Annotated in this window: 12 protein-coding genes; 2 read left to right on the top strand and 10 right to left on the bottom strand. The window is 72.9% G+C overall.

Annotated features, from left to right (window positions below; all coding sequences use genetic code 11):
* Positions 1–137: 137 nt before the first annotated feature.
* Positions 138–380, top strand: coding sequence for a mycoredoxin (locus H181DRAFT_RS03840; RefSeq protein ID WP_045862759.1), 243 nt, complete (start codon positions 138–140; stop codon positions 378–380).
* A gap of 133 nt (positions 381–513) precedes the next feature.
* Here H181DRAFT_RS03840 and nudC read toward each other — a convergent pair whose 3' ends face one another.
* The 5 genes from nudC to H181DRAFT_RS03865 all read right to left on the bottom strand — a co-directional run bounded on the left by nudC (position 514) and on the right by H181DRAFT_RS03865 (position 10,997).
* Positions 514–1,470, bottom strand: a complete 957-nt coding sequence (nudC, locus tag H181DRAFT_RS03845) for an NAD(+) diphosphatase (protein WP_045862760.1) — start codon at positions 1,468–1,470, stop codon at positions 514–516.
* A gap of 108 nt (positions 1,471–1,578) precedes the next feature.
* Positions 1,579–3,003: a dipeptidase gene (locus tag H181DRAFT_RS03850; RefSeq protein ID WP_045862761.1), complete on the bottom strand. Its 1,425-nt coding sequence runs from the start codon at positions 3,001–3,003 to the stop codon at positions 1,579–1,581.
* 73 nt (positions 3,004–3,076) lie between these two features.
* Positions 3,077–6,604, bottom strand: coding sequence for an ATP-dependent DNA helicase (locus H181DRAFT_RS03855; protein ID WP_074467696.1), 3,528 nt, complete (start codon positions 6,602–6,604; stop codon positions 3,077–3,079).
* A 248-nt stretch (positions 6,605–6,852) separates the two neighbouring features.
* A complete protein-coding gene (locus H181DRAFT_RS03860) occupies positions 6,853–10,494 on the bottom strand; it encodes an ATP-dependent helicase (RefSeq protein WP_107068686.1) in 3,642 nt (1,213 codons plus the stop codon).
* Positions 10,495–10,667: 173 nt separating this feature from the next.
* Positions 10,668–10,997 carry an MGMT family protein gene (locus H181DRAFT_RS03865; RefSeq protein ID WP_045862762.1) on the bottom strand — a complete coding sequence of 110 codons (330 nt, stop codon included), beginning with the start codon at positions 10,995–10,997 and terminating at the stop codon, positions 10,668–10,670.
* Positions 10,998–11,326: 329 nt separating this feature from the next.
* On the opposite strand from H181DRAFT_RS03865, the gene H181DRAFT_RS03870 reads away from it, so the two are divergent.
* A complete protein-coding gene (locus tag H181DRAFT_RS03870; protein ID WP_045862763.1) occupies positions 11,327–14,110 on the top strand; it encodes a flippase-like domain-containing protein in 2,784 nt (927 codons plus the stop codon).
* A gap of 103 nt (positions 14,111–14,213) precedes the next feature.
* On the opposite strand, the gene moeZ is transcribed toward H181DRAFT_RS03870, so the two are convergent.
* The 5 genes from moeZ to H181DRAFT_RS03895 all read right to left on the bottom strand — a co-directional run bounded on the left by moeZ (position 14,214) and on the right by H181DRAFT_RS03895 (position 21,333).
* On the bottom strand, positions 14,214–15,392 hold the full coding sequence (gene moeZ / locus H181DRAFT_RS03875) for an adenylyltransferase/sulfurtransferase MoeZ (RefSeq protein ID WP_045862764.1): 1,179 nt from the start codon (positions 15,390–15,392) through the stop codon (positions 14,214–14,216).
* Between the two features lie 62 nt (positions 15,393–15,454).
* Entirely contained in the window at positions 15,455–16,300 is an 846-nt protein-coding gene (locus H181DRAFT_RS03880; RefSeq protein WP_045862765.1) for a spherulation-specific family 4 protein, read from the bottom strand.
* Positions 16,288–17,352: an SDR family oxidoreductase gene (locus tag H181DRAFT_RS03885; RefSeq protein WP_045862766.1), complete on the bottom strand. Its 1,065-nt coding sequence runs from the start codon at positions 17,350–17,352 to the stop codon at positions 16,288–16,290. The genes H181DRAFT_RS03880 and H181DRAFT_RS03885 overlap by 13 nt, the downstream gene beginning before the upstream one ends.
* Positions 17,353–17,494: 142 nt before the next feature.
* Complete coding sequence (locus H181DRAFT_RS28670; protein WP_052708437.1) at positions 17,495–19,204, bottom strand: hypothetical protein; 1,710 nt, start codon at positions 19,202–19,204, stop codon at positions 17,495–17,497.
* Positions 19,201–21,333: a DUF3492 domain-containing protein gene (locus tag H181DRAFT_RS03895; RefSeq protein ID WP_074467698.1), complete on the bottom strand. Its 2,133-nt coding sequence runs from the start codon at positions 21,331–21,333 to the stop codon at positions 19,201–19,203. The genes H181DRAFT_RS28670 and H181DRAFT_RS03895 overlap by 4 nt, the downstream gene beginning before the upstream one ends.
* Positions 21,334–21,667 lie beyond the last annotated feature (334 nt).

The raw sequence follows: 21,667 nt of genomic DNA on the forward strand, positions 1-21,667 counted from the left end.
CGTCCTACGGACTGTTGCGCCAGCCGCTCTGAGGAGGCGCCCCGGGCCCCCGCAGGACGGCCCGGCGATCCGGGAATGCTCCGGTTCGCTCGTACGTTCCCTCAGGCACCGACTGACACGAAGGAGCGCGAAGACCCATGGCGGGAAACGTGACGATGTACAGCACCACATGGTGCGGCTACTGCCGTCGGCTGAAGGGCCAGATGGACCGCGCGGGGATCGCGTACACCGAGGTCAACATCGAGCACGACCCGGAGTCCGCCGACTTCGTGGAGAAGGCCAACGGCGGCAACCAGACGGTGCCGACCCTGCTCTTCCCCGACGGGACGACGCTGACCAACCCTTCCCTCGCACAGGTGCAGGCCGCCCTGGGCTCCTGAGCACGCGGCGCACGCCGGGCGCACGCCCGCCCTCGGCGGCGCCGGAGCTCCGCTCACGCACGCACGAGCCCCGCCCCCGCGGCGGGGCCTCCGTGCGCCGGGGGAAGCCCCCGCCCGGGTCAGCCCGCCCGGTTCAGTGCTGCTTCTCGGTCCCCGGCAGCGGACCGCCGTACCAGAGCTCCACCAGGCGCGCGGCGATGGAGATGCCGGCCGGGGCCAGCACCTCTCCCGTACGGATGGCCTCCCGGATGTCCTCGCGGGAGAACCACCGGGCCTCCTCGATCTCATCGCCGTCCACCCGGATCTCCGGTGACGTGGCGCGCGCCATGAAGCCCAGCATGAGGCTGGCCGGGAAGGGCCACGGCTGGCTGGCCACGTACTCGACCTCGCCGACCGCGACCCCCGCCTCCTCGGCGACCTCGCGGACGACCGCCGCCTCCAGCGTCTCCCCGGGTTCCACGAACCCGGCGAGCGTCGAGAAGCGGCCCTCCGGCCAGTGGACCTGCCGCCCCAGGAGCGCGCGGTCCTTCTCGTCCGTCACCAGCATGATCACGGCCGGGTCGGTGCGCGGATAGTGCTCGGCCCCGCAGGCCGGGCAGCGGCGGAGGTGCCCGGCCGCCGCGATGACCGTGCGTTCGCCGCAGCGGGAGCAGAAGCGGTGCGTGCGCTGCCAGTTCTCCAGGCCCACGGCGTGTGCCATCAGTTCGGCGTCCCGCGGCGAGAGCAGCAGGCCCGCTTCGCGGAGCCCGGCGGGGCGCGCGATGTCGTCCATGCGCCCGGGGAGCGCGTCCTTCTGGAGGGCGAAGTAGCGCACACCCTCCTCGTCGACGCCCAGGAAGTAGCGGTGGGCCTCAGTGAACGGGGCGTCGAACGAGGGCATCATCACGAGTTCGGTCCGGCCGTCGCCGTCGTCCTCGATCAGCGCCTGGCCGTCGGAGACCACGAACACCCGGGTCGTCGGATGGCTCCACGCGGCCGCCAGCCACGCCTCGTCCATCCTCTGGTTCGCGGCGCGGTCGATGCCGCCGGTGGGGGTCAGGGTGATGGGAGCGGAGTCGGCGGCGCTGATGCGGTCGGTCCAGGTGGTCACGTGGGCTTCCTGCTCCTCCGGCGATCGGTGGTCTTGCTGGGGGCTCCGCCGGCCTGCGCGAGGGCGGCGGAGCGGGCGGGGGACGGCGTCACCGGACACCGGCCGGCGTCATACGGCACCCTCCGGCTCCGGGCGCCAGTTCTCGGCGAGGTCCGACCAGAGACAGGCCGCCGCTTCGGCGCCCTTCGTCAGCAGCTCCAGTTCGACCTTCTCGTTCGGTGAGTGCCAGCCGTCCGAGGGGACGGAGATGCCGAGGAAGAGGACCGGTACCTCCAGCGCGTCCTGCAGGTCGGCCGCCGGACCGGAACCGCCCTCACGGGTGAAACGGACCCGCTTGCCGAACGCCCGCTCCATCGACCGGACGACCGCCCGCAGCGCGGGATGGCCGAGCGGGGTGAGGCACGGGCGTGTGGCGCCCCAGAAGGTGATCTCGTGGCGGATGCCGTCGGGCAGGCTCTGCGAGACCCACTCCCGGACGGACTGCTGGACCTTCTCCGCGTCCTGTCCCGCGACGAGCCGGAAGGAGAGCTTCAGCTGGGCGCTCGACGGGATGACGGTCTTGCCGCCGGGGCCCTGGTAGCCCCCTCCGATGCCGTTGACCTCAGCCGTCGGGCGGGCCCAGATCCGCTCCAGGGTCGTGTAGCCGCTCTCGCCGCTCACCGCGTGGGAGTGCGCCGTACGCAGCCACGTCTCCTCGTCGAACGGAAGCTCGGCGAACAGCTGCCGCTCCTCCTCGGACAGTTCCACGACCCCGTCGTAGAAGCCGGGAAGCGCGACGCGGTGGTTCTCGTCGTGCAGCCTCGCCACCAGCCGCGCGGCCTCGGCCGCCGGGTTGGGGACCGCCCCGCCGAATGAGCCGGAGTGGATGTCCTGGTCCGGCCCGTACAGGTCGATCTGGCAGTCGGTGAGTCCCCGCATTCCGGTGCACACGGTCGGCGTCTCGGCCGACCACATGCCGGTGTCGGAGACGATCGCGACGTCGCAGCGGAGACGGTCCGCCGTCTTCCGCACCAAGTCGGGGAAGTGCGGCGAGCCGGACTCCTCCTCTCCCTCGACGAGCAGCTTCAGATTGACGGCGGGGGCAGAACGGCCGGTGGCGGCCAGGTGCGCCCGCACGCCCAGGGTGTGCATGAAGACCTGGCCCTTGTCGTCGGCGGCGCCCCTGGCGTACAGGCGGCCGTCGCGCTCCTCCGGCGCGAAGGGGTCCGAGTGCCAGCCGTCCGCGATGACCGCGGGCTGCACGTCGTGATGCCCGTAGACCAGGACGGTGGGCGCGCCAGGATCGTCCGAGGGCCACTCGGCGAAGACGGCCGGAGCCCCCGGCGTCTCCCAGACCTCCGCGACCGGGAAGCCCGTCCCGGCGAGCTTGTCCGCCAGCCAGGCGGCGCTGCGTGCGAGGTCGTCCGCGTGCGAAGGGTCTGCGGAGACGGACGGGATGCGCAGCCACTCCACGAGGTCGTCGAGGAAGGCGGCGCGGCGCTCTTCGACGCAGGCCCGGACAGCGTCGTCCGGAGCTGCAGGGCTGCTGCTCATGCCGGGCAGCCTATCCGGCATTCGGGGGACCCTCCGCATCACGTGCGAGGTACTGCGGAGGGTCCGCACCCGCTCACCCGTGGTCGGTTCCGCCTGCCCGTACGTCCGCGCCGGCCTCTCCCGCCCGCTGTCCCGGCATACGCGGCGCCGGGGAACCGTCGGGGTCGGTGCCGCCGCCGCTGAGGAGCCGTTCCAGGCCCGAGCGGTCCAGGAGTCCGGCGGGCCGCACCAGCTCGCCGCTGCGGACGTAGAGGAACCCGGCGGAGACCGCGGCGAGCGGCACCCCGGCCTTCTCCGCCCATGCGAGGCGGTACACGGACAGCTGCAGGGGGTCGGCCGTGCGGGATCGGCCGGTCTTCCAGTCGACGATCTCGTAGGTCTCCGCGCCGTCGTCCGCGACCTCCCGGTAGACGGCGTCGATGCGTCCCCGGATGACGCGTCCCGCGAGTTCGAGCTGGAAGGGCTCCTCCACGCGGTGCGGGGTGCGGTGCGCGTAGGGCGTTCGCCGGAAGGCCTCCTTCAGCGCGGACAGGTCCCGCTCGTCCACGATCTCGGGCGGCTCGGGGCCTTCGTCCTCGCCGCCCGGCAGCTCTTCGGGCCCGAGCATCGGAAGCGTCAATTCCTCGAACCGGGACTCCACCCAGGCGTGGAAGCGCACCCCGCGGCGCGCGGCTGCCGGCTCAGGCGGACGGGGCATGGGGCGGGCCAGTTCGCGCGCGAAGGCGTCAGGGTCCGCTGCCATGCGCATCAGCTGGGACGCGGTGAGCGAGGGAGGCAGCGGGACGTCCCGCTCGGTGCTGCGGGAACGCCGCAGCTCCCCCTCCAGCGCCTCCAGGTCACGGTCCCAGGAGGCGGCGAGCCTGGACTCCTCGGGAGTGAGATCCGCGACAGGCGCCGCGGCGCCGTCGGCGCTCTCCCCCGCGGCGTCGCCGCTGGTGTCCTCGGCGGCAAAGCCGCTGGTGTTCTCCGCGGCATCGCCGCTGCTGTCCTCGGCGGCAAAGCCGCTGGTGTTCTCCGCGGCGTCGCCGCTGGTGTCCTCCAGATACGTGCGCACCGCGTCAGCGGCGGCACGCCTCCGTTCCAGCGCCTGCGCGTCCAGCGGCATCGGCCACGCCCGCTCCTCCGCCGCGGTCTCCAACAGCGGATTCTCCGCGTCGTCAGCGGGAGCGTCCGCCCAGCGCTCCACTTCGCCGTGTGCGGGATCGGCCTCGCAGTGCTCCCGCAGCGCGTGCAGGAAGGCGGAGGGTCCCCTGCGCTTCTTCTGGGTGGGGCCCCACCAGTGGCCGGAGCCGAGCAGCAGCGAGCGCGGACGCGTGAACGTGACGTACCCGAGGCGGAGTTCCTCGGTGGCCTGGTGGTCGCGCATCGCCGTCTCGTAGTCGCTGACGCCCTTGGCCTTCCACTCGGCCACGTCGGGCAGTGTCGGCGCGTCACCGCGCAGGGCGTGCGGCAGGACGCGCGGCCGGCGGAGCCAGGACTCGCGGGGCTGCTCGCTCGGGAACTGCTTCACCACGAGGCCGGGCACCGCGACGACGTCCCACTCCAGGCCCTTGGCCTTGTGCGCCGTGAGGACCTTGACCGTGTCCTCGCCGCCGGGCAGCGAACTGTCGAGGCCCTTCTCGTACTGCGCGGCCGTACGGAGGAACCCGAGGAACGCCAGCAGTGTCGCTTCGCCGTCCACGGCGGCGAACCCCGCGGCAATGTCGAGGAAGTTGCCCAGAGTCTCGCGGCGGCGGGCGGCCAGCGCGTGCGGCGACGCGGACAGTTCGACTTCCAGGCCGGTCGCGGTGAGCACCCTGTGCAGGACGTCCATCAGCGGGTCGGCCAGTGAGCGCCGCAGGTCGCGGATCTCGGCGGCCAGCCTGGCGAAGCGCATGCGTGCGGCAGCGGAGAAGGGCAGGTCGTCCTCGTACCCGTCCGACTCCAGGAACGTCTCCAGGGCGTCTGCCAGCGAGACGACTTCCGCCGGGTCGGTGCCCTCCACCGCGGCGGCCAGCCGCCCGTCCGGATCGTCGTCCTGGTACCGCGCGTGCTGCACGAGCAGCCGGGCGCGGCGCCCCAGCAGCGCGAGGTCGCGGGGGCCGATCCGCCAGCGCGGCCCCGTCAGCAGACGTACGAGCGAGGCGTTCGCCGTGGGGTCCTGCAGGACCTCGCAGGTGGCGACGAGATCGGCCACCTCCGGAAGGTGCAGCAGCCCGGACAGGCCCACGACCTCGACCGGGAGCTCCCGGGCCACCAGCGCACCCTGGATCTCCGCGAAGTCGGCGGCCCCGCGGCACAGTACGGCGATCTCCCCGGGCGGCGTGCCCGTCCGCACGAGGTGGGCGAGGGAGTCGGCCAGCCACTCCAGTTCCTCCGCGTGCGTGGCCAGCAGGGCGCACCGCACCGTCCCCTCGCGCTCCGCGCCGGGGGCCGCGCGCAGCGCTTCGACGCCTTCGTGGCGCGCGCGCAGCGGCGCGGCGAGCGTGTTGGCCAGGCTGAGGAGCCTGCCGCCGCTGCGGCGGTTCTCGCTGAGCGAGAACCGGGGCGCGGGGGTGCCGTCGGCGTTGGGGAAGTGGCGCGGGAAGTCGTCGAGGTTGGCCACCGACGCACCGCGCCAGCCGTAGATGGCCTGGCAGGGGTCCCCCACCGCGGTGACGGCGTGACCGGCGCCGGCCGGCGCACCCGGCACACGGGACGTACGCGGTGCACCCGGCGTATCCGCCGCGCCCGGTGCGCCCGCCGGACCGGCCGCGCCGAACAGCCCCGCGAGCAGCACCCGTTGGGCGACCGACGTGTCCTGGTACTCGTCGAGCAGTACGACCGGGAACTCCTGGCGCAGGATGCGGCCCACTTCCGGGACGTCTCGCGCCAGCGTCGCCGCCAGGGCGATCTGGTCCCCGAAGTCGAGCAGGTCGCGCTCGCGCTTGCGCGCGCGGTACTTCTCGACGAGGCCGAGCAGTTCCATGCGGCCGAGGGCGGTTTCCGGAACCTTGCGCAGCGTGGCGTTGGTGAGCGGAACGCTCTCCAGCCGCTCCAGCAGGCCGGAGTCGTACGAGCGGAGTGCGTCCGGCGCGACCAGATGCTCCGACAGTTCCGCGTCGAGTGCCAGGACGTCCTCGACGAGTGCGGCGACGGTCTTCGTGAGCGCTTCGAACGGCCCCGGGTCGGACCGCAGGACGCTCGCCGCGAGCTGGAAGCGGGTGGCGTCCGCGAGGAGCCTGGCCCCTGGTTCGATTCCCAGGCGGAGCCCGTGATCGGTGAGGATGCGGCCCGCGAAGGCGTGGTAGGTGGAGATCTGCGGTTCGCCCGGCGGGTGTTCGGGATCGGCCGGGTCCGGATCGGTCACCCCGGCGCGTACGAGCGCCCTGCGCACGCGTTCCGCTAGTTCGCCGGCGGCCTTGTTGGTGAACGTGAGCCCAAGCACCTGTTCGGGGAGCACCTGCCCCGTGCCCACGAGCCACACCACGCGTGCCGCCATGACCGTCGTCTTGCCCGAGCCCGCTCCGGCCACGATCACCTGGGGAGCCGGAGGCGCCGTGATACAGGCGAGCTGCTCCGGGGTGAACGGGACGCCGAGCAGCTCCTTGAGCTGTTCGGTGTCGGTGAGTCGGGCAGGCACACGAAGACGCTAACGGGCCGCACCGACAACTGGCGCAGCGGCTGCGGAAGAGCACTCGGGGGCGCGCGTACGCGCCGTGTCGGCGTCCGCGCCGTCGATCCGTTGCGACAACCTGCGGTCTGCGTCTGACTGACCCTGCAAGTTGCGGGACAGTCAACTGCCCGAAGGAGCGGGAGGATCGGACTGCGGGGCGACCGACACGGCAGGCATGTGCCCTGCCGTTCATCGTGGCGGCGCATGAAAGGTCGTCACTCGACGACCTGCTGCCCCTCGGAGCGCGCACTGCACGCGCTGCGGAACGAACAGTGCGTGCAGTGCTGGCCGGGTGTGGGGGTGAAGCGCTCGTCCAGAACGCGTCCGGCTGCCGTGGCGAGCAGTTCGCCGACCCATTCCTGTCCCGCGTCGTCCTGAACGGCGCCCTCCGGGCCGTCCGATGCCGCCGGTGCCGCCGAGGCGTCCTGCGCGGCCTCCGGCAAAGCCTCCTGACGCTGCACCACGGGCAGCGAGTCGCCCCCGTCGCGCTTCGGGGCGCCGAGGCGGAGATGCACCAGTTCGGCACCACCGGACTCCGGACGCCCGCCGTCGAAGAGGTGGTCGGCGGCACCTTCGCGGACGGCCAACTGGTAGACGGCGAGCTGCGGATGACGCGCGACCTGGGTCCCGCTCGGCTTGGTCCTGCCGGTCTCGAAGTCGACGACGTACGCCCGTCCCGCCGCGTCGCTCTCGACGCGGTCCGCGCTGCCGCGGATGCGCACCTCGTAATCCCCCGCCTCCAGCGTGACGTCGAACCCGATCTCGGTGCCGGCGACCTGACGCAGCCCCGTTCCTTCGCCGCGCCGCATGACGTGCCAGCGCAGGAACCGCTCCAGCGCCGCCCGGGCGCTCTCCTTCTCCTGCCGGGACTTCCACGGCGCCTCGAACGCGAGCCCGTCCCACACCGTGTCCAGACGCTCCATCAGGACTTCCAGATCCGCGGGAGTGCCGCCCGAGGCGACCTCGTCGGCCAGTACGTGCAGCACGTTGCCGAAGCCCTGCGCGGCTGTCGCCGGGGCGTCCGCCTTCACCTCGCGCGCCAGGAACCACTGCAGCGCGCAGGTGTTGGCCAACTGCTCCAGCGCGCTGCCGGACAGGACGACGGGCTTGTCCCGGTCCCGCAACGGCACTTCGGACCGGGTCGGCTCGTGAAGACCCCACCAGCGCTGCGGATGCGCGGCCGGTACGAGGGAGTGCCCCTCCTCGTCGTGCATCGCCGCCAGACGGGCGAGGCGCCGGGCCGCGGCGTCCCGCAGGGCGGGCGAGGCCGCGGGGTCGACGGTGGTCGCCCGCAGTTCGGCGACGAGCGCCGAGACCGACAGGGGCCGGCGCGGCCGCGCCGTGACGGGCTTCGGTTCGACGCCCAACTCGCCCAGGAACCTCGACGGCTGGTCGCCGTCCTCCGCGGGAGCGCGCACCGCCGTGACGATCAGCCGCTCCCTCGCGCGCGTCGCCGCCACGTAGAACAGCCTGCGTTCCTCCGTGAGCAGAGCTCCCGGGGAGAGCGGTTCCGCGAGTCCGTCGTGGCCGATGCGATCGGCTTCCAGCAGGGAGCCCCGGCGGCGCAGATCGGGCCAGAGGCCCTCCTGGACGCCCGCGACGACGACCAGTCGCCACTCCAGCCCCTTCGAGCGGTGCGCGGTCATCAGCCGCACCGCGTCGGGGCGTACGGCCCGGCCCGTCAGGGTGTCTGCGGCGATGTCCTGCGCGTCGACCTCCTCCAGGAAGTTCAGCGCGCCGCGGCCGCCGCTGCGCTCCTCTGCCCGTGCCGCCGCGGCGAACAGCGCGCACACCGCGTCGAGATCGCGGTCCGCGTTGCGCCCCGAGGCTCCGTTGCGCAGGGAGGCACGTTCGAGTCGCTGTGGCCACGGGGTGCCGTCCCACAGCTGCCACAACGCCTCTTCGGCGGTTCCCCCGCCCGCGAGCAGCTCACGCGCCTTGCGCAGCAGCAGTCCCAGTCGCTGGGCGCCTCTCGCGTACGACGGATCGTGCGCCACGAGACGTTCGGGCTCGGCGAGCGCTTCGGCCAGCAGTACGTCGGACGGGCGCGGGACGCTCTCCCCCGCGGCGCGTTCCTCCTCACGCAGCGCCCGCCCGAGTCGGCGCAGGTCCGAGGCGTCCATCCCGCCGAGCGGCGAGGTGAGCAGGGTGAGGGCGGTCTCCGGGTCGAGCCATCCGGCCGCTGCGGAGGCGGAGGTGCGGGCAGCGCCCCGACGAACCCTCTCCCCGCCGCCCTCCCGAGGCCCGGACGCCTGGGCGGCCGTACCGCTGTCCAGCCGTTCTGCCCCGCCGCCGTCCTGCCGCGGGACCGCCTCGCCGTCCGGTCCGTTCTCCGTGCGCTCGTCGTGACTGTCGGGGCTGTCGCCGCTGTCACGGCCTTCGCCTGTCCGGCGCTGCTCCCGCCGTGCCGGCTCCGCGTGTGCCGGCATGACCGCGGCCCGCGCCACCGCGCGCAACGCCGTGAGAAGCGGCGCCACCGCGGGTTCGTGACGGAGCGGCACGTCGTCGCCGTCCACGTCGAGGGGAACCCCGGCGGATGTGAGCGCACGGCGAACAGCCGGTATCGAACGCCCGCCCGCACGGACGAGGACCGCCATCTCCCGCCACGGAACGCCGTCTTCGAGATGCGCCCGGCGCAAGATGTCCGCGACGTTGTCGAGTTCGGCTCCGGCCGTGGGGAACGTGCAGACCTCGACGCTGCCCCCGGGCCGCTGCGCCACCAGGTCGCGGTGGGCGCGCACCGCGTCCGCCGGCAGGCGCGCCAGCGGGATGCGCGCGGTGATCTCACGCGTCGCCGCCAGCAGCCGGCTCCCCGAACGGCGGGCGGCGCGCAGCACGTGCACGGGAGCCGGCCTGCCGGACCGCTGCCGGAAGACCTCGGGGAAATCCAGGATGCCGTTCACGTCGGCACCTCGGAACGTGTAGATGGACTGGTCCGGGTCGCCGAAGGCGACCAGGCAGCGACCTCCGCCCGCCAGCGCCCTCAGCAGCCGCACCTGAGAGGGGTCTGTGTCCTGGTACTCGTCGACGTAGACGGCGTCGTACCGTCCGCGCAAGCCGGACGCGACATCCTCCCGCTCCGCCAGCAGGACCGCGCGGTGCACGAGTTCGGCGTAGTCGAGCACCCCCTGCGCATCGAGGACGTCCAGGTACTCCGCGAGGAATGCCGCCGCCGCTCCCCAGTCGGGCCGCCCGGTGCGCCGCGCGAACGACCCGAGGGCTTCCGGGCCCAGGCCCAGCTCCCTGCTCCGTGCGAGCACCGCGCGCACCTCGTCGGCGAAGCCGCGGGTGGTGAGGCACGCGCGCAGTTCGTCCGGCCAGCCGATGCGGGCCCTGCCCTCTGCCTCCAGCGCGAGCTGACCCTCCAGCAGTTCGCGGATGTAGAGGTCCTGCTCCGGCCCCGACAGCAGGCGCAGCGGCTCCGAGAACAGATCCGCGTCCTGGTGTGCCCGGACGAGCGCGTAGCAGTACGAGTGGAAGGTCGTCGCCTGCGGTGCCGCGGCCTTTTGTGAATCCGGTACGCCTTCGTGATCCGTACCTGTGCCGCGGCTGAGACGCGCTGCCATACGGTCGCGTAGTTCGACCGCGGCCTTGCGGCTGAAGGTGAGGACCAGGATGCGCTCCGGGTCGCCGCCCGCCCGTACCCTCTCCGCTACGGCCTCGACGAGCGTCGTGGTCTTGCCTGTTCCGGGCCCCGCCAGGACGAGCAGGGGACCGTCGGCATGGTCAACCACCCGGCGTTGCTGTGCGTCCAAGGCAGGAGGGTCCGAGGGCACGGGCGGCGTGCGCACCAGGCGGTACGTGCCGGGCGCCGGGGCGGCGTCACCGGGAGGTGGCCGCTGCGCATCGGACGGGATGGAGGAGCTCACGTGGATCGCCTTGGGGAGGGTCTGTGCTGAATGGTGCAGACGCTACGCCAGCGGGCACACGGCCCGCAGCGCGGTACTCGTGTACTCCGTACGGGTGGCTCGCTACGGGCAGTACGCGGGAATGGCGGAAGGTGGTGACTGTGAGCAGCCGCACTCGGGGGTCAGTCCCCGCCGTCCCACCGTGCTCTGCGCATGTCGATCCGCGGTATGTGCCCGTCCGCCGCGCGCCCCGCCTCCCGCAGCGGGGTCCCCTCGGCGCGGTAGTGCTCCAGCGCCCGCAGTTCGCTGCCCGGCAGCAGCGCGCCGTCCGCCCTGACGACGCGCCACCACGGAACGGCTCCGCCGTAGAGCGCCATCACGCGCCCCACCTGGCGCGGCCCGCCTTCCTCCAGCCACTCGGCGACGTCGCCGTAGGTCATCACCCGGCCCGGCGGGATCCGGTCCGCCGTGTCCAGGACGCGCTCCGCGTACTCGGGCAGCTCGGCCTCCACCGACGGCCCGGCACGGCCGCCCTGCCGTCCGGACGTGCCCGACCGCTCGGACTGCGCGGGGCTTTCGGGCTGCGCGGGGCGTCCGGCGGGCTTCCGCCGGCCTTGCCAGCGCTGCCGGCCGGGCGGAGAGGAAGAAGAAGAGGGGCCGGGTGGTTCGCTCCCATGCATACGGGCCATGGTGCCGCACCCCACCGACAACGGCCCTGCGGTCCCCAGCGCCGTTCGCCGTCCGCCGCATCCGGCACGCGTCGCGTGGGAGTCGCGTGGGAAGGGCCCCTGGGCGGGCCCCGGGCGGCTCCGCCATGCCACCATCATGCGGGCGGTGACGAGTGATACGGGATCAAGACGGAACGGCGGCCGGTCAGCGGCAGGGTGACCGCGCTCCTCACGGGAGGGGCGCCGGCACCGCCGGCGATGCTGCCCGCGAACGGCCGGGGGCCGCGTCCCGCCGGGGCCGTCTCGTCCGTGCCGGCGATCCCGCCGCCGTTTCCCCGCCCGAGGACGAGAAGACGACCGAACGGGTCGAGAGCGACGAGCCGCTGCTCCCCGCCCGCGTGCACCGCCCGTCCGATCTGCTGCGCCTGGGACTCGGGCTGCTCGGCATCGCGATCGTGCTGGTCATCGCCAACTTCGCGCACGGCACGACCGCGGGCCTCGAACAGGACATCGACAAGGGCACGCAGCAGGCCCCGCCGCTGCTGATCAGCCTGACCGGTCTGACCTCCAGCATCGTCATCCTTCTCGTCCCGGTCGCCTTCGCCATCGAGCGGCTCATCAAGCGGGACGGGCTGCGGATCGCGGACGGCGTCCTGGCCGCCGTCCTGGCGCACGGCGCCTCCCTCGCCGTGGACCTGTGGGTCGCCCAGGCCGCGCCAGACTCCGTGCGCGACGTCCTGACCAAGCAGATCACCGACTCCGACCTCACCACCCCCGTCCACAGTTATCTCGCCCCCGTGATCGCCTACATGACGGCCGTCGGAATGGCGCGACGGCCGCGCTGGCGCGTCCTGCTGTGGGCCGTCCTCCTGCTGAACGCCTTCGCCGTGCTCTTCCCCGGCTATTCGACCCTGTTCTCGATCATCGTCACGGTGCTCATCGGCTGGTCGGTGGCGTACGGCACTCTGTACGCCGTCGGCACGCCCAACGTCCGTCCCACCGGCCAGACGCTGCTCGCCGGGCTCCGCCGCGTCGGCTTCAGCCCGGTCAGCGCGCTGCGCGTCGAGGACCCCCCGAGCGCCGACGGCACCGAGGCGGGCGACCACGGGCGCCGCTACCGCGTCACGCTGGAGAGCGGCCCGCCGATCGACGTGACGGTCGTGGACCGGGAGCAGCAGGCCCACGGCTTCTTCTACCGGGTCTGGCGGCGGCTCACGCTGCGCGACTTCATCCAGAACCGGAGTCTCCAGTCCCTGCGCCAGGCCCTCGAACAGGAGGCGCTGCTCGCGTACGCCGCCATCGCCGCCGGAGCCAACGCCCCCCGCCTGATCGCCACCTCGGAACTGGGACCGGACGCGGTGATGCTCGTCTACGAGCACATCGACGCGCGCACGCTGGACTCGCTGCCCGACGAGGAGATCACCGACGAGCTGATGCGTACCGCCTGGCGGCAGGTCGAAGCACTGCAGTCGCGCCGCATCTCGCACCGCAGGCTCGTCGGCGACGCGCTGCTGGTCGACGCCTCCGGAACCGTCTACCTGACCGACCTCAGGGGCGGTGAGATCGCCGCGGGTGACGTCGTCCTGCGCATGGACATCGCACAGTTGCTGACGACGTTCGGGCTGCGCATCGGTGCGGAACGGTCGGTCGCCGCGGCAGTGGACGTGCTCGGGCCCGACGCCGTCGCCGACAGCCTGCCGATGCTGCAGCCGATCGCACTCAGCCGCAGCACACGGCACACGCTGCGCCGTCTCGCCAAGGAACGCGCACAGCGCGAGCGTGAGGCGGTGATCGAGGCGTCCCGCGCCAACAGGGAGGCCAGGGAGGACCGCGCCGACGAGAGGCCGGGCATGCTGGTCGACGCGGCCGCGGACCACAAGCAGGACCGCAAGTCACTGCGCGCGGAGAAGAACGCGCAGAAGAGAGCCGTCGACGAGGCGCTGGAGGAGGCGCGCGAGGAGGATCTGCTCGCGCAGATCCGGCAGCAGGTACTGCTGATCAGACCGCAGGCCCCGATAGAGCCGGCCAGGCTGGAACGTGTCAGGCCGCGCACGCTCGTCACGTTCATCGCCGGTGCGCTGGCCGCCTACTTCCTCCTGTCGCAGCTCACGCAGGTCAACTTCGGCGAGGTCGTCGGGCAGGCGAACTGGGCCTGGGTCGGCGGCGCGGCGCTCTTCTCGTCCCTGACGTACTTCGCGGCGGCGATGGCTCTGCTGGGCTTCGTGCCGGAGAAGGTCCCCTTCCTGCGGACAGTCGTCGCTCAGGTCGCGGGCTCCTTCGTGAAACTGGTCGCGCCCGCCGCCGTCGGCGGTGTCGCACTGAACGCACGGTTCCTTCAGCGTTCCGGGGTCCGTCCGGGCCACGCCGTGGCGAGCGTCGGCGCCTCCCAGCTGTTCGGCCTGGGCAGCCACATCACGCTGCTGCTCTTCTTCGGCTATCTCACCGGCACCGAGCACACACCCACCCTGTCGCCGTCCAGGACCGTCATCGCGGGGCTGCTGACGGCCGCCGTGCTCGTGCTGATCGTCACCGCGATCCCGGCGCTGCGCAGGTTCGTCTCGACGCGGCTGCGTTCGCTGTTCGCGGGCGTCGTGCCCCGGATGCTGGACGTGGTGCAGCGCCCGCGGAAACTCGTGACGGGCATCGGCGGGATGCTGCTGATGACGCTTCTGTTCGTCATGTGCCTCGACGCCTGCGTACGTGCGTTCGGGCACGACGCGAGCTACGCGAGCATCGCGGTCGTCTTCCTGGCGGGCAACGCGCTCGGGTCGGCGGCACCCACTCCGGGCGGTCTCGGAGCGGTGGAAGCGGCGCTCATCGCCGGCCTCATCACCTTCGGGGTGCCGAAGGAGATCGCGACTCCGGCCGTTCTGCTGTTCCGTCTGATGACGCTGTGGCTGCCGGTGGGCCCGGGCTGGCTGTCGTTCACGCACCTGACGCGCAGGGGCTCGATCTGAGCGACGGCCCGTCTCGCCAGGCGGGGCGGCGGCACCTCGTGACGCTGCCACGGCACGGCGAAGGGGGCCGCGAACATCGTCGCAGCCCCCTTGCCCAGTGTGATCAGTAGACCGGCTTGTCCGGCTCGATCTGGTTGACCCAGCCGATGACACCGCCGCCGACGTGCACGGCGTCGGAGAAGCCGGCGTCCTTCAGCGTGGCCAGCACTTCCGCAGAGCGGACACCCGTCTTGCAGTGCAAGACGATCTTCTTGTCCTGCGGCAGGTCCTGAAGGGCGCTGCCCATGAGGAACTGGTCCTTCGGGACGAGCTTCGCGCCCGGGATCGAGACGATCTCGTACTCGTTCGGCTCGCGCACGTCGATGACCTCGATGCGCTCGCCGTCGTCCATCCACTCCTTGAGCTGCTTGGGAGTGATGGTCGACCCGGCCGCAGCCTCCTGGGCCTCGTCGGAGACGACACCGCAGAAGGCCTCGTAGTCGATCAGCTCCGTCACGGTCGCGTTCTCACCGCAGACGGCGCAGTCGGGGTCCTTGCGGACCTTGACCTGGCGGTAGCTCATCTCCAGGGCGTCGTAGATCATCAGGCGCCCCACCAGCGGGTCGCCGATGCCCGCGAGCACCTTGATGGCCTCGTTGACCTGGATCGAGCCGATCGAGGCGCACAGGACGCCCAGCACGCCGCCCTCGGCGCAGCTCGGCACCATGCCCGGGGGCGGGGGCTCGGGGTAGAGGCAGCGGTAGCAGGGACCGTGCTCGCTCCAGAAGACCGACGCCTGTCCGTCGAAGCGGTAGATCGAGCCCCACACGTACGGCTTGCCCAGCAGCACGCAGGCGTCGTTGACCAGATACCGGGTGGCGAAGTTGTCGGTGCCGTCCAGGATCAGGTCGTAGCCGGCGAAGATCTCCTTCACGTTGGAGGAATCGAGCCGCTCGGTGTGCAGATTGACGGTGGTGTGCGGGTTGATGCCCTGCACGGTGTCCTTGGCGGACTCCGCCTTGGAACGACCGATGTCCGACTGGCTGTGGATGATCTGCCGCTGCAGGTTCGACTCGTCGACCTCGTCGAACTCCACGATCCCCAGGGTGCCCACGCCCGCGGCGGCGAGGTACATCAGCGCGGGCGACCCGAGGCCGCCGGCGCCCACACAGAGCACCTTGGCGTTCTTCAGCCGCTTCTGCCCGTCCATCCCGACATCCGGGATGATCAGGTGGCGCGAGTACCTGCGGACCTCGTCAACGGTGAGCTCGGCAGCCGGCTCGACCAGGGGTGGCAGCGACACGGGGACTCCGTTGGTCGGTGGAAACGTACGGTTGTTCTTCCGTAACACTGCCACGCCCTATCTCATTCCGAGACACCCGGTCCGAGGCGCGAGACGATCTCGTCCCAGTAGCCGGGCAGTGCTTCCCACGGGTTCCGCCCGCCCCTCGCGCACCTGTCCGTGAAGTACACCGTGCCCGCACCCTGCCACCGCGCGATGCGGAGCGCCTCGTCGATGTGCGTACGGGGAACGCTGTGCACCAGGTGGCAGAAGCGCTCCGCGGGGAGGGACGCCGTCCACTCGGGAGCCTGGGACCACCGGTAGTCGGGCCAGCCCCCGCAGAAGGTCACCAGCTGGTCGGCCAGCTCCGCGTATCCCGGGTGGGGATGGCTCCCGTGGCCGAAGACGAGCGCGGGCGACGGGCGGGGCGGAGCGGGAGCTCCGGCATACGCCGTCGGTCCGGGCGGTCGCCCCTCGGCGAGCGCGTGCCGCCCGCGGCGGCGCCGCTGCTGTACGCACAGCGCACGCAGCGTCGCCGCCGTCCGCTCCACGTCTGCGAGCTGCGCGGGGCCCCCGGGACAGTGCGCGAGGTAGAAGCCGTCGACGCGGTACCAGTCGAGGTAGCGGTGCGCGTCCGAGACCAGTTCGCCGAACGACCGTGCACCGTCCCGCATGTCGAGACGGCCCAGTACGGCCACGTCCGCACCGTGCAGCCTGTCCGCCGACGCCAGGCAGTACGGGTCAGGGCGGGCGCCGGGGCCACCGGCCACGTCCAGCACCGCCCAGTGCAACGGCAGGCCCGGATCGGCCAGCGCCGCCCACTCCTGGGGTGCGACCATCGGATGCGCCCAGCCGGGCACCCCCAGGCCCGTCCGCCCGGCTGTCTCGGCCGGCAGGGGCAGGGTTCCCGGGCTCATCAGATGCGGCATGCCGCCTCCATCCAGATGTCCGCCAGTGACTCCTCGAGACCGATCCGCGGCCGCCATCCCAGCCGGTCGCGCGCTGTCCGTACGTCTGCCTGCTGCCAGCTCCCGCAGCCGTCCGGATAGTGGTACGGAACCGGTGCAGCGGACGACGGACCGGCGGGTGACGGCACGTGAGCCGTGGCAGTGCCCGCCGGCGAGGCGCTGGCCGCGGCCGCCTGCCCCGGAGCGCCGCCCGTCGCGGAAGTGACCGCCGCGCTGCCGGAGTTGAGCCCCCCGGATCCCCCTGTCCCCGGCCCGCCGGAGGCCTCCAGCTCGTAGAGCGCCCCGCCGAACCCGGCGACTCTCGCGAGCACGGACGCCGCGTCGCGCAGCCGGACCGCTCTGCCCGTGCCGATGTTGATGACTCCCTGCGCCGCGGAGAGCGAGGCGGCGTGCACTGCCCGCGCGACGTCCCGCACGTCCACGAAGTCGCGCTGCACGGACAGCCCGGCCAGCCTCAGCTCGGTCTCCCCCTGCTGCATCGCCCGCCGCATCCCGTCGGCCAGCCGCCCCAGCGGGGAGCCGGCGGGCGTGCTCGGCCCCGCGGGCGAGAAGACACGCAGGACGACGGCGTCCAGCCCCGAGGCGAGGACCAGCTCCGTGGCGGCCAGCTTGCTCACGCCGTACGGCCCGCCGGGACGCGGCGCGGCCGCCTCGCCGGTGGACGAACCCGTCTGCGACGGCCCGTACTCCGCGGCGCAGCCGATGTGTACCAGACGCGCGTCACAGGTGCTGCGCCTCAACGACTCGCAGACAGTGGCCGTCGAGACAGTGTTCTGACGCGTCAGCTCCCGTGCGCCTCCACGCGTGGCGCCCGCACAGTTGACGACGACCCCTGGGTGCACCGCGTCGAGGAAACGGGTCAGTGCGCCCGGACTTCCCGTGGCCAGGTCGAAACGCACGTCGGCGTCGTCGTCGCGGCCCAGGGCGGTGAGCTGCACGGCGGGGTCGGCCAGCAGCCGGTCGGCGACGAAGCGCCCGAGGTATCCGCTCGCACCGAGCAGGAGGACTCTCATCGTGCGGCCTCCCGGTGTTCGTCGGTGCGGTGTGACGGTTGTGCCGTGGACATACGGCCCTGCTCCTTAGTCGTGTTGCGAAGTGCGGTACGCCTGGGCGGGCGTACCGGTGGGTCGGGGCGGCGGCGGTGACCGGCGCGTTTCAGGGCGTCGCACCCCAGGGGGTCTCGCTGTGCGCGCAGGTCTCACCGCAGTCGCTGTGCTCGTCGCGGGAACCGAGGCCGGCAGTCGTGGTGTGGCCGGCTGTCGTGCTGTGCGCGACGGGCCAGCTGTGCGCGACGTGACAGCAGCGGTCGCGGTGCGGGCAGTGGCTGTCTCCGGGACAGGCGCTCTCCGCGCGGACGCCTGGCCCGTCGGCCGGCGCACAGTCCGCGCATTGCCTCGGGAGGCTGCCGGCGCTTCGGAGTTCCCGCACCGCCCCGTGGTGCGCGAAAGCGCCGCTGAGCAGCCGGTACGCCCAGGCCAGCAGTCCGAGCGCGACGCAGGCGCACACGGCGGCGGGGACGAACTCGGGGCGCAGCGGGCCGAGAAGGCGCCCCGCTCCCGGTACGGCGCTCGCGACGAGGGCGGCTGCCTCCGCGCCGCACGCGACGCCCAGCCCGGTCGAAGCAACGCGCCGGAAGCCGTGCGCTGTCAGAAGCATCGCGGTGAACAGCAGCATGCCCAGCGCCGTCGTGGACGCCAGCACCTCAGCGGTGGCGGAGCCGCCCCCGGCCGCGCCGTCTCCGGGGCCCGCCCCGGTCAGGCCGGCAACGGTCCCGGACGCCTCTGCGCAGAGGATCTGCAGGCCCAGCGTCAGCGCGGCGAACAGCGCCACAGTCGCCGTCAGCAGCGGCCACATCCCCGCGGCGAAGTCGTCCAGGGTGCGGCTCGCCTCCAGCCGCTTCCGCGCCCCCGCCGCGAACCGGCGGGCGCACAGTACGGCCGGTACGAGAGCGCAGGCGAGTGCGAACGGCACGGTGGAGGCGCTCCAGCCCCCTGTGACGGAAGCGCCGCTCTGCCCTCCGGGCAGACGGTCGCCCCACACGACGACGCCGGTCAGCCAGCCCGCGGACAGCAGCGTCGGCACACCGGCCTTCGCCCCGACGAGACGCCGCAGGGCCAGTCGCACGGAAGCTCCGACCGCGAGTACGGCCGCAGCGACGCCCGCTGCGACAGCGAAGCCGTCCGCATGCTGCACGCGGGCCGGCGCGAACAGCGCCCCGCAGACCGCCGTCAGCAACGCGGGCAGCAGGAGGAGACCGGCGTTCAGAAGCCGCCTGGCCGTACGGCCGCGTGGACAGCGGTACGCCCGGCTGCCACTCCCCTCGGACTGGGCGCCGCGAGTGCCGGTCCCGGAGCGCGCGGACAGCGCGCCAGGCTCCCCTTCGACGTGCGGCACCCGCGCGAACAGCTCCTCGGCGAGGGAGAAGACGTCGCGGTGGCGGAAGCGCGCCGCCGTACGGTCGGTGACGCCGGCCGCCTCGAGTCCGGCAGCGATCTCCAGCGGATCGACGGCTCGCTCGCACAGCCCGCGGTGCCTGTGCATCAACTCCCTGACCGGGTCCGCCGGTCCGGTGACGGCCCGTACGGCCCCGCCGGCTTCCCTCGGTCTCGGGACCCGGCTCCCGGGGCGTGCCCCGAGTGGCCTGCTGTCCGCTGTCCGCGCGCTGCGGGACGGTTCGTCCGCAGCCGCCGAGAGCCGCGTCTCACTGTCCGGCCCGTCGTCCGTGGAGACATCGGGCGAGGCCAGCAGCGCCGAGGAACGCACGTCCCACGCCTGCCCGCTCACCGGTTCGCACGGCTCGTACGCACGGGCAGCCGGCTGGTCCGGTGCGGCCGTGTCCGGGACGGGGGGTCTGCCAACGCTCATCTCCGGTCTTCCTTCCGGGTCTCAGTCCGCACGCTCTGCTGCCGCATCCGCGGTCCGATCGCCGCGCCGTCGGGCAGATCCGGCCGCGCCCAGCTCGGCGCCGGGGACCGCTTGCGGGTCCTGGCCGCGCCTGCCGAAGGAGCGCCGGGACGCACGCTCCGCGCCGTAGGAGCCGCCGGAGCAGCCGAGCGGCGGGCGCCCGGGCGGTCCCCGGCGGGGACGGAGCGGGAGGTGGCCACAGCGGCTCTGGTGTCGGTGACGTCCGCCCAGCGGCCCGGCAAACGCGATTCGGCCGGACGCCCGAAGGGCTGCGGCTCAGCCCGGCGGGGCGTCGCGGCGACACCGTCTTTGCGGACGGGCCAGCGCGACATCAGCTCCAGGTAGATGCCCCGGAAGGCCTCGACGTTCTGCTCGACGGTGAAGAGTTCCAGTGCCCGCGCCCGCGCCGCGGCACCCAGCCGCTCCCCGCGCTCCGGATCGCGCAGCAGCGCCGTGCAACTGTCCGCAAGGGCACGGGGATTGCGTGACGGTACGACGAGCCCTGTGCCGCCGATGACCTCGCACACCGCACCGACGTCGGTCGACACAGTTGCCCGACCGCAGAACATCGCCTCGACGAGCGAGACGGGGAAGCCCTCGACCGTGCTGGACAGCACCACGACAGCGCCCGCGCCGTACGCCTGAGCGCGCGTCGGTGCGGCAGGGCTGCCCAACTCGTCGAACTGGACGGGACTTTCACCCACAGAGCCCGCGCCGTCTGCCTCGTCGGGGAAGAGCTGCGCGGCGAGGACCCGGCAGCGCTCCGCGTACTCGGCGCTCTCCGGCCCCCTGGTGGCCGACGTCGCCACGATGCGCAGCCGCGCCCCCGGGATCGCCCTGCGGACCTCGGCGAAGGCGTGCAGAAGCCCGATCAGGTCCTTCTCGGGTGCGATGCGGCCGACCCACACCAGCGTCGAACTGTCCGCCTCCGTCCGGCTGTCGCGGCGTACGTCCTCTCGCTTCGCGCTGTCCGCGCGCTCACCGATCTCGGCGAACGGCGTGGCGTCCATGCCCGGATAGACGGTGCGCAGCTTCTCGCGCGAAGCCCCGCAACGCTCCTGCCAGCGGCGGGCGTGCGTGTTCCCGGGGGTGACGAGCTGCGCCTGCGCGTAGGCCTCTCGTGCGAGTTGCCGCTGGAACGACGCCAGCAGCGCCCGTACGGGGGCGCCCGCGGCAGTCGGCGCGACGGCGTCTGCCGCGCTGGCGAGATAGTGCTCCCGCAACCGCACCCCGTACTCGGTGATCAGCAGCGGCGTGCCGAAGAATCGCTTCGCCAGCAGCCCCGGCAGCGCGGCGGCGCCGCCTCCCACGACGTGGCACAGGTCCGCCTCCGCCAGCCCGGGACAGGCGCTCCCCGTCTCACGGTCGGCGTCCCTTCCATGGCCGCGGGCGCAGCCGCCCCCGGGGTGGTCGCCACCCGAGCAGCCGTACCAGTCGACGGAGAGGGGGCGCAGCGCGCGCTCCAGCCGTTCGGCCACGGCCAGCAGGTCGCTGACGCCCGCCCGCTGCGCGGCGCGGAGAGTGCCGGGGCCTCGGCATGCGGACTGCAGTACGCGGACCGCGAGTTCGGAGCGGAGGGCACCCGCCACGCCGCCGCAGTCGCGGGCGAGTTCGGCCAGCCCGTAGAGCCCCGCGGCGAAACGGTCCGCCAACTGGTCGTCGTCGCGGGCCAGTTCGCTGCCCGGGCGTTCGCCCCGCGCATCCGGGAGGGCGGACGGGCCGGCACCGCACACGGCAGAGGCCAGCTCCCCGAAGCTCTCCCCGAAGCGGCGCCGCTCGCGGCGGCCGAACGCCCCGCTGCGCACTGCACCTGCGCCCGCACCCGCCCGGCCGGACCGCCGTTGCACCGGACGGTCGGCCGCGCGCGCAGTACCACCGTCCGCTCCTCCGTCCCACAGCGGCGCGGTGTGCACCCGTACGACGTTGGCGGGGAGTTCGCACCATCCGGCAGCTTCCTGCCGTGCGCTGCGGCTCAGCGCGTAGATCTCGAACTCGTGGCCGTCGAGGCCGTGCAGCAGCCGGTCGCACCACACGACCGCCTCGCCGCGCGCGAAGGGGTAACCGCCCTCCGTAAGCAATGCGATGCGCACGGACGCACCACCCCCGACCGATGATTCGAGCTGAGCCACCGCCCGAAAGGACGAGTGGCGTGACGGGGGAAGACGCTATTCGCGCCAATCGCACACCATGGACGGTTGTCCATCGCGCCACCAAAAGGGGTGAATGCACGTGACTTAATGACGAGTCAGACGTTCCCGTGCGCTAGTGATGCACATCGGACGCGTTCCGGCCGGAGCCACAGCGGCGAACACCGCCCGGCAGCAGACGAAACCGGACACGCGAGCCGCGAGAGCCACCCGGTCTCAGCTGACGGCTACGGAGACGGCGGCGCCGACCGCGTCAACCTTGCCGGCACCTTTCCGA

The organism is Streptomyces sp. WMMB 714 (genome assembly GCF_900090125.1).
Taxonomy (GTDB): Bacteria; Actinomycetota; Actinomycetes; order Streptomycetales; family Streptomycetaceae; genus Streptomyces; species Streptomyces daqingensis.